The organism is Limosilactobacillus reuteri subsp. simiae, from assembly GCF_020784875.1.
Classification (GTDB): Bacteria; Bacillota; Bacilli; order Lactobacillales; family Lactobacillaceae; genus Limosilactobacillus; species Limosilactobacillus reuteri_H.
The window spans coordinates 1-206 of sequence record NZ_JAJGUI010000010.1 but is presented as its reverse complement, the minus strand read 5'-3'; the positions used below and the strand labels follow the sequence as shown (position 1 = coordinate 206).

1 protein-coding gene is annotated in these 206 nt (G+C 36.4%); it reads right to left on the bottom strand.

Features of this window, described 5'->3' with window-relative positions:
- On the bottom strand, nucleotides 1-206 hold a 206-nt coding region (locus tag LMC10_RS01050; RefSeq protein WP_229268699.1), incomplete at both ends, for a transposase.

Below are 206 nucleotides of genomic sequence, written 5' to 3'. Positions count from 1 at the left end.
ATTGTCCAAAGCGCGACCAGCTAATTGCACAAGATGGAAGCGATCAATAATAATGTTGGCATTAGGGAAAAGGCGATAGATAAAGCTTTGATATTGAGCATTTAAATCAATTACAACTGATTGAACGCATTCGCGTTCGGCTTTTGAATAACGACTTTCAAAATAATCAATAATTGTAGGTGATAGACGATCCTGTAACTTTGTGA